Genomic DNA, 8,294 nt, shown 5'->3' on the forward strand with positions numbered 1-8,294 from the left:
TTTATGCTACTTCGTATACATTAATGCAGAGAAAAAGCCATTCAGTATCGAATGGCTTTTGAACGATTTATTCATTTAGTAAGTTGTTTAAGCACTTCAAACAGCGTATTCATCTGTTCGTCTGTACCGATGGAAATACGTAAATATTCACGAATGTCCGCTTGATCAAAGTGACGGACTAAAATTCCGCGGCTTTTTAATTGTTGATACAACACTTTTGCGTCCTTATGCAGAGGTCTTACAAAGACGAAGTTTGCATCCGAAGGAAGAACTTCAAATCCTAATTCTTCTAAAGTATGGACTGTAGATTCACGTGTGCGAATAACTTTATTTGTACTTTCCGAGAAGTAAGCATGATCTACAAATGCAGCAGTAGCCCCGGCCATAGCTAAACGATCAATCGTGTACGAGTTGAATGAATCTTTGATGCGCGTCAATCCTGCAATCAATTCAGGCTGTCCAAGTGCGAATCCGACACGCAATCCAGCGAGTGCACGAGATTTAGACGTGGTTTGAATTACAAGTAAATTTGGATAGCGATCAATCAGTTTCATCGCAGACGGACCTGCAAAATCAATATACGCTTCATCAATAATGACTACTTGATCCTGATTGTTTCGCAAAATGTCTTCGATTACATCCAACTCAGCATAAATACTTGTTGGTGCATTTGGGTTTGGTAGAATGACGCCGCCTGGTGAATTATAGAACTGCTTTTTGGGTAATGTGAAATCAGCATTTAATGGTACTTTTTCGAATGAAATATTAAATAGCTTGGAATAGACCGGATAAAAGCTATAGCTAATTTCAGGAAACTTAATAGTTTTTCCTGGCTCGAAAAATGCCATGAATGAAAATGCCAATACTTCGTCAGAGCCATTACCAACAAAAACATGATCTTTTGTCAGTCCGTACGTCTCCGCTATCGCGTGACGCAATGGATCTACTGTTGGTGAAGGGTAGCGCTGTAACGTGTTCCCATTCAATTCTGCTTGAATGGCCTCTAATACTTTAGGGCTTGGCGGATATGGATTTTCATTCGTATTTAATTTAATGATATCTGGCTGATTCAACTGCTCACCCGGAACATAAGGTTCTGTACGGCGCGCAACAGTGCTCAGAAATCTACTCATTGCGTGGCACTTCCTTTTTCGGTCGTCTTTCACGTAACACTTGCTGAACATCCGTTAGATCCAGGTCAAGAATATTCATCAATACAAGTGTATGGTAGACTAGGTCTGCAATTTCATTGGACACTTCTTCTTTATCAGCATTTTTTGCTCCAATTACGACTTCTGTAGATTCCTCTCCGACTTTTTTCAACACTTTGTCGATACCTTCATTGAATAAATACGTCGTATACGAACCATCTATCGGATTAGCTTTGCGATCTGCGATTTCGTCGATTACTTCATAGACGACTTCACGTAATGATTCTTCTTTTTCCATTACCGTTGTGAAGAAGCAAGTTTTCTCGCCTGTGTGACACGCCGGACCTTTTGGTGTAACTTGGACTAGCAATGTATCTTGATCGCAGTCTACAGATATACGTTGAACTTGCTGTGTATTTCCGGATGTTGCACCTTTATTCCAAAGTTCCTGTCTTGAGCGGCTATAAAACCATGTTTCATTTGTTTCTAGCGTCTTTTCAATAGATTCTTTGTTCATGTAAGCAAGCATTAGGACTTCGCCTGTGCGATCGTCTTGTACAACCGCTGGGATTAGACCTTTGTCGTCGAATTGTAATGCATTGATGTCTAGTGTCATTTTAGTCATTCCTAACTGCAATATTTTCTTCTGCTAAGTAATTTTTTAAGTCTCGAATATTAATTTCATTGAAGTGGAATACGGAAGCAGCCAGAGCTGCATCTGCTTTTCCTTCTGTCAGTACCTCTTTAAAGTGTTCAGGTTTTCCTGCGCCACCACTTGCGATGATTGGAATATTGACAGCTTCAGCCATAGCACGGTTAAGTGCAAGATTATAACCGTCTTTGACACCATCTTCGTCCACACTATTGACGACCAGCTCACCAGCGCCAAGTGCTTCCATTTTCTTCGCCCATTCAATCGCATCGATCCCTGTTTCTTCCATACCACCTTTTGCATAAACCGACCACTTGTTTTCGCCTTCTTGACGAACATCCATTGATAACATTACACGCTCTGATCCGTATTTATCTGCTACTTCTTTAATTAGTTCCGGATTTGTCAAAGCTGCACTATTGATGGAGACTTTGTTACCACCCAGATCAAATACTTTGTCCACATCTTCGAGCGTACGAATTCCTCCGCCTACGATGAATGGGATTGGTACTTCTTTTGCAATTTCCTCAATTAAATCGAGGAACATGCCACGATTTTTCGTCGATGCGGAGATGTCATAAAAGACGAGTTCATCTGCGCCGTCCGCGACATATTTTTTTGCTAATGTAAGGGGGTCTGCCACTTCCTGTACGTCTAGAAACTTCTTTCCTTTTACAACTTTACGATTATCTACGTCTAAACACGGAATGATCTTTTTAGTTGTTGACATGACTGTCGTCCCCCAATAGTTTTTTTAAGGATAGATTGCCTTCATATAATGCTTTCCCGATAATAGCTCCGTACATGTCTTCAGCAGCGAGTCTCTTAATGTCCTCTTCTGTCGATACACCACCTGATGCGATGATATCGATCGAAGACGCGTCATCCATTATTTTCAGTTCTTCAAAGTTTGGTCCCTGAAGCATGCCGTCTTTCATGATGTCTGTATAGACAACTGTTTTGACGCCAATTTCCGCTAAGTCTTGCAATAAATCAACTGCTTTGACGTCACTTGTTTCTGTCCAACCGTCTGTTGCGACTAAGCCGTTACGCGCGTCGATTGAAACAGCAATTTTATCACCGTATTTTTCCACGGCCTTTTTCAAGAATTCAGGGTCTTGGATCGCTGCAGTGCCAATAATGACACGTGCAACGCCGTTTTCGATATGCGAGTCGACAATTTCCATGTTTCGGATTCCGCCGCCTACTTGAACGGGTACGCTAACTGATTTCGCGATGGCTTCGATGGCTTGTTTGTTGGCGGAGTTTCCAGTTTTGGCGCCGTCTAAGTCTACGACGTGGATGTACTCGGCTCCTTGATTTTGCCATTCTTGTGCCATGTTGGTTGGTGAGTCATTGTAGATTATTTCTTGTGCGTAGTCACCTTGGATGAGGCGAACACATTTGCCGTCTCTAATGTCGATTGCTGGGAATAAAATCATCAACTAGTCCTCCTAATAAATGAAATTTGGATAATACATTAGCGCCGTTGATCTGCACTCCGGGCGGACGCTTTCCTGCGGGCATGGCTTGAGCCAAGCGAACAGCGAAGGGTTCGCTTTGCCGTATTTCTGTGTACTTTGCAGAAATTAAGGCATCTGTCCGGGGTCTCAAGACTCATGCTTACCCCGCGGGAGTCGCCGCCCGCAGTGAAGATCAACTAGAATATCTTTCAGAATTCAAAACCGTGAAATATTTAATTACAAGGACCCTTTAGTAGAAGGTATGCCTTTTATTTCTGGGTTGATGGTGCTGGCGACGCGTAGGGCACGGCCGAAGCTTTTGAATACGGATTCTATGATGTGATGTGTATTTTTTCCGTAGTTCAAGTTGATGTGTAATGTGATTTTTGCGTTGTTTGTGAACGCTAGGAAGAATTCTTCGACTAGTTCTGTGTCGAATTCTCCTACTTTGTCTTTCATTCCATCTACGTTAAAAACAAGGAATGAGCGGCCGCTGATATCAATGGATGCAGTGGATAGTGCTTCGTCCATTGGTGTGGAAACTAAGGCGAAGCGTTCTATTCCTTCTTTTGTCCCGATACATCGGTTGAATAGTTGTCCAAGTACAATACCGATGTCTTCGACGGAATGGTGTTGGTCCACTTCAATGTCACCATCGCATGTTACGGATAGATCAAAACGTCCGTGTTTTGCGAATGCCGTCAGCATATGGTCAAAGAAACCAACGCCTGTGTGGATATTCGTCTCTCCCGTGCCATCTAACGAAAAATCCATTTCAATAGATGTTTCACCTGTCTTACGTGTTAGTTGTTGTTTACGCATTAGTATCCTGCCTTTCGTACTTTGATCGAGTTGGCATGGCCTGTTAATTGTTCGGCATCTGCTAGAGTAATGACGTCATCTGCCACTTCTGCCAAAGCGTTCTCGGAATAATAGATAATACTCGACTTTTTCATGAAATCATAAACACCTAATGGAGAAGAGAACGCTGCTGTTCCACTCGTCGGTAATGTGTGATTTGGTCCAGCCATATAGTCACCCAATGCTTCAGGTGAATGTTGACCTAGGAAGATCGCTCCTGCGTTTCGTATAGCTGCCAAGTGCTCCATAGGCTGATCAATCATGAGCTCCAAATGTTCTGGTGCTAAACGGTTCACTATATCAAATGCTTCTTTCAATGAATCAACTATAATGATACGGCCAAATTGCTCTATAGACTGTGTTGCGATTTCTTTACGATCGAGTTCAGCTATCTGACGTTCTACTTCTTTGGAAAGCTCAGCCGCAAATGCTTCACTTGTTGTGATGCACACTGCAGCAGCGCGCTCATCGTGCTCTGCTTGGGACAACAAATCTGCTGCTGCATAAATAGGATTCGTATGAGCATCGGCTACGACACAAATTTCACTTGGTCCAGCAATCATATCGATCGCTACATCACCGAACACCCACTTTTTCGCTCTTGCAACGTATGCATTACCAGGGCCCGTGATTTTGACAACTTTTTCAATTGTCTCTGTACCATACGCTAGAGCAGCTATCGCTTGTGCTCCACCTACTTTATAGATTCGATCTACACCCGCTTCTTTTGCTGCAACTAAAACATAGGGATTAATCTTGCCATCACGTTGAGGTGGAGTCACCATGGAAATTCGTCCAACTCCTGCAATTTTCGCTGGCAATGCATTCATTAAGACCGTCGACGGATAGGCTGCTTTTCCGCCCGGTACATAAAGTCCAACACTGTCGATTGGCGTTACTTTCTGACCGAGCATGATCCCTTCATTCGGATTCAAGAACCACGATTGCTCTTTTTGCGCCTCGTGATAAGTCGTGATACGCTCTTTTGCTGAGCGCAATGCACGGTAGAAATCTTCTGTAACTGCTTGTTCCGCTTCATTAATTTCTTCTTCTGTGACAATCAAGCTATCTAGCTTCACGCCGTCAAAACGTTCAGTGAAATCTAGAACTGCTTGATCACCCTCGGAACGCACCTGGTCAATGATCGATAAGACATTGCGATCAAATTCCAAATCTGTTTGATTGGAATCATTGCGTCTTAGTAGCTCTTCTGTGAATTCAGCTCCACGTATGATCTTCATGAACGCACCTCCAAGCCTTCCTTCATATCTTTGATGAACTGCTGGATATCTTCAGTTTTCGTAGCATAACTCGCTTTGTTAACTATTAAACGGGCACTGACATCTGCCATCTCCTGCAAGACGACGAGACCATTTTCTTTTAATGTTGTACCCGTTTCGACGATATCGACAATAACATCTGACATGCCGATCAATGGCGCGAGTTCAATTGACCCATTCAATTTAATCATTTCTGTTCGGATACCTTTTTTGTCAAAAAACTCTTTCGCAACTAATGGATATTTTGAAGCGACCGTCAGAAATGGTATGTTTTCAATTGGTGTATCGGGATATCCCGCCACCGCCAGCTTACAACGCCCAATTCCTAAGTCCAGTAATTCATAGACATCACGAGGATCTTCCATCATGACATCTTTCCCCACAATTCCTACGTCCGCTGCGCCTTTTTCAACATACACTGGAACGTCTACTGCTTTGACAAAAATTAATTTGATCTTTTGTTTATCATCATAAATGACGAGCTTCCGGCTTTCATCCGTGAATTCTGAGAAATGCACATCTGATTTCTCTAGAAACTTCATCGCCCGTTCAGCTGTTCGTCCTTTTGCCATTGCTACTGTTAGATAATCCATTCAGGTACCCCTTTCTTGCTTGCGATCAATTCAAGCAATTGTTTGAAGTCGATGAATTCCTTTACTTCTTCTTGATCTACTAGTTTGTTTTGTTGTTCTGTTAATTGAATCGTGTAGAGACTGTCTGTCTGATTTTCTGCATCTTTCATAGGTTTAGAAATGACACGATAGTCACGCTCTCTCAACTCATTCGTAATATCGATTGCGTATTTAATGCGGCTCTCTTCATATATTACAGTCACATCGATGCTATATCGTTCCTTCTTTTCTCTACTAGATGAAGCTTTGACTAATGATTCGATTTCACATGCAAAACCAATCGCCGGTAATTTCATTCCAAACTCTTCGCTTAATGCGTCATAGCGGCCGCCCATCAGAACGGGCTTGCCGAAATTCTCAACATAGCCTTGGAAAATGATTCCCGAGTAATACCCCATGTGGTTAATCAAGCCGAGATCGATGACGATATGCTTCTTCAAGCCGTATAGTTCGACGATATCGCATGTTCGCTGTAAATATTTGATCGCATCCTGTGCCGATTCACTAACCTGTAAGTTTTGTAGTCTTTCAAACACTACTTCAGGTGCACCGTATAATAGAGGTAATTGCTCGAGTACTTCTTTAATAGAAGGGTCTATAGACAATCGCTGTAAGAACGGACCTATTTCCACGACGTTTTTTGCTTGAATCAACGTCTTGAGTTCCACAGTTTGTTCTGCAGTGATATCAGAGTCCGCAATTAATTCATTAAAGAAACCAGCATAACCAATTTCGATTTTCACATCTGTGAAACCAACGTCTCGTAATGCGTGACATGCAAGCATAATTGTTTCAGCATCTGATGCGGGTGAACTTTTGCAATAGAACTCGACTCCTGCCTGTGTTTTACCGATACGTTCATTTTCCTGGAACGTCTGCCGAAAGACTTCTTGCACATAATAATAACGCATTTCTTCGGGTAAATTATCATTCAACTGAACGAGTTGCTGTGTCAATGGTATTGTTACATCCGGGCGTAATACGAGTACTTCGCCGGTATAGTCAATCACCTTGATCATTTCGTTTTGATTGATAGAGGTACGTACATTGGAATACAGATCATATTGTTCAAATGCGGATGTTTTAATTCGCTTATAGCCATATGTAGTGAATCGTTTTCCTAATGTGCCGATGATTTTTTCATGCTTTTCATGTTCATTTCCAAGAATTTCAGAATACAAGATATCTTCTACCGCCTTTCATGCGAAAAATATACTTCACTGCTTTACTACGCTAAAGTTAATTATTACTATAATGGTTATAGAGAGCATTGTCAACTGTTAGTAGCATCGTTCATCTGCTACAATATGTAGTAAAGAAAAGGAGACTGGAAACTATGTTTGATTATCATATGCACAGCGCATTTTCAGCGGATTGTGAAATCCCGATGGAAGAGATGGCCAAAGCTTCTATCGCTAAAGGCCTTACCGAAATTTGCTTTACCGATCACATCGATTATGAATATCCGGATGAAACGATTCATTTCGATTTTGATAAAATTGAATATGCACAAAAGATTCTTCAATTGAACGAACAATTCGATGGACAACTGACGATTAAAAAAGGGGTTGAAATCGGCTTGCAACCTGACCTCTTGCATCTTTACGAAGAATTGATGGACGAGCATGAATTTGATTTCGTCATCTGTTCACTGCATACAGTCGAAAATAAATCCTTACATTATCGCGAGTTGTTTGAAGATCGTTCAACAGAGGCTGCCTTTGAGACATATTACAAAGAACTATTGTATTGTGTTCAGAATTATAAGCGTTACAGTGTGCTTGGACACGCAGATTTGATTAAACGCTATACTGATCAACCGCCAGCTAATCTATTTCATGACTATTTAGAAAAGATCTTCAACACTATTATACCAGATGGTAAAGGGATTGAACTGAATACTTCGGGAACTCGCTACGGATTGCCACATAATATGCCAAGTGAAGACATTTTGCGTTTGTATAAACAATGCGGAGGCGAAATCATTACTCTTGGTTCAGATGCGCATAGAACAACAGAAATTGCACATGAGTTCAAAGAATCTTTAGAGTTATATCAGTCAATCGGCTTTAACTATTTGGCTACATTTACAGAAGGCCAACCTGAATTCCATAAAATTTCTTCTTTATAAGAGGAATAGAAAAGAGGCTGCGACATAACTATCTCACCCCGTTTCCCTGCACTCCGAAAGGCACGCTTTCCGAGGGGCGTGGCTTGAGCCAAGCGAACAACGAAGGGTTCGCTTTGCCGTATTT

Annotated in this window: 9 protein-coding genes; 1 reads left to right on the forward strand and 8 read right to left on the reverse strand. The window is 41.7% G+C overall.

Annotated elements, in window-relative coordinates:
* Positions 1–71 precede the first annotated feature (71 nt).
* From hisC to hisZ, 8 genes are all read right to left on the reverse strand, one after another.
* Complete coding sequence (gene hisC, locus CSV80_RS16540; RefSeq protein WP_099671752.1) at positions 72–1,133, reverse strand: histidinol-phosphate transaminase; 1,062 nt, start codon at positions 1,131–1,133, stop codon at positions 72–74.
* Positions 1,126–1,776 (reverse strand): bifunctional phosphoribosyl-AMP cyclohydrolase/phosphoribosyl-ATP diphosphatase HisIE, encoded by a 651-nt coding sequence (gene hisIE / locus CSV80_RS16545; RefSeq protein ID WP_099671759.1) that lies wholly within the window; start codon positions 1,774–1,776, stop codon positions 1,126–1,128. Before hisIE ends, hisC begins: the two co-directional genes overlap by 8 nt.
* Positions 1,769–2,533 (reverse strand): imidazole glycerol phosphate synthase subunit HisF, encoded by a 765-nt coding sequence (gene hisF / locus CSV80_RS16550; protein ID WP_099671753.1) that lies wholly within the window; start codon positions 2,531–2,533, stop codon positions 1,769–1,771. Before hisF ends, hisIE begins: the two co-directional genes overlap by 8 nt.
* Positions 2,520–3,245 (reverse strand): 1-(5-phosphoribosyl)-5-[(5-phosphoribosylamino)methylideneamino]imidazole-4-carboxamide isomerase, encoded by a 726-nt coding sequence (gene hisA, locus CSV80_RS16555; protein WP_099671754.1) that lies wholly within the window; start codon positions 3,243–3,245, stop codon positions 2,520–2,522. Before hisA ends, hisF begins: the two co-directional genes overlap by 14 nt.
* Positions 3,246–3,503: 258 nt before the next feature.
* A complete protein-coding gene (gene hisB, locus CSV80_RS16560) occupies positions 3,504–4,088 on the reverse strand; it encodes an imidazoleglycerol-phosphate dehydratase HisB (RefSeq protein ID WP_099671755.1) in 585 nt (194 codons plus the stop codon).
* On the reverse strand, positions 4,088–5,368 hold the full coding sequence (gene hisD / locus CSV80_RS16565) for a histidinol dehydrogenase (RefSeq protein WP_099671756.1): 1,281 nt from the start codon (positions 5,366–5,368) through the stop codon (positions 4,088–4,090). Before hisD ends, hisB begins: the two co-directional genes overlap by 1 nt.
* Complete coding sequence (gene hisG / locus CSV80_RS16570) at positions 5,365–6,000, reverse strand: ATP phosphoribosyltransferase (protein ID WP_099631444.1); 636 nt, start codon at positions 5,998–6,000, stop codon at positions 5,365–5,367. Before hisG ends, hisD begins: the two co-directional genes overlap by 4 nt.
* Positions 5,988–7,220 carry an ATP phosphoribosyltransferase regulatory subunit gene (gene hisZ, locus CSV80_RS16575; protein ID WP_158231938.1) on the reverse strand — a complete coding sequence of 411 codons (1,233 nt, stop codon included), beginning with the start codon at positions 7,218–7,220 and terminating at the stop codon, positions 5,988–5,990. Before hisZ ends, hisG begins: the two co-directional genes overlap by 13 nt.
* Before the next feature lie 155 nt (positions 7,221–7,375).
* On the opposite strand from hisZ, the gene CSV80_RS16580 reads away from it, so the two are divergent.
* Complete coding sequence (locus tag CSV80_RS16580) at positions 7,376–8,170, forward strand: histidinol-phosphatase HisJ family protein (RefSeq protein ID WP_099671758.1); 795 nt, start codon at positions 7,376–7,378, stop codon at positions 8,168–8,170.
* The last annotated feature ends 124 nt before the right edge of the window (positions 8,171–8,294 follow it).

Source organism: Sporosarcina sp. P12(2017) (genome assembly GCF_002743035.1).
GTDB lineage: Bacteria > Bacillota > Bacilli > Bacillales_A > Planococcaceae > Sporosarcina > Sporosarcina ureae.

Coding starts and splice junctions, on each gene's coding strand:
- hisC (WP_099671752.1), bottom strand. CDS start 1,133: ATGAGTAGATTTCTGAGCACTGTTGCGCGCCGTACAGAACCTTATGTT.
- hisIE (WP_099671759.1), bottom strand. CDS start 1,776: ATGACTAAAATGACACTAGACATCAATGCATTACAATTCGACGACAAA.
- hisF (WP_099671753.1), bottom strand. CDS start 2,533: ATGTCAACAACTAAAAAGATCATTCCGTGTTTAGACGTAGATAATCGT.
- hisA (WP_099671754.1), bottom strand. CDS start 3,245: ATGATTTTATTCCCAGCAATCGACATTAGAGACGGCAAATGTGTTCGC.
- hisB (WP_099671755.1), bottom strand. CDS start 4,088: ATGCGTAAACAACAACTAACACGTAAGACAGGTGAAACATCTATTGAA.
- hisD (WP_099671756.1), bottom strand. CDS start 5,368: ATGAAGATCATACGTGGAGCTGAATTCACAGAAGAGCTACTAAGACGC.
- hisG (WP_099631444.1), bottom strand. CDS start 6,000: ATGGATTATCTAACAGTAGCAATGGCAAAAGGACGAACAGCTGAACGG.
- CSV80_RS16580 (WP_099671758.1), top strand. CDS start 7,376: ATGTTTGATTATCATATGCACAGCGCATTTTCAGCGGATTGTGAAATC.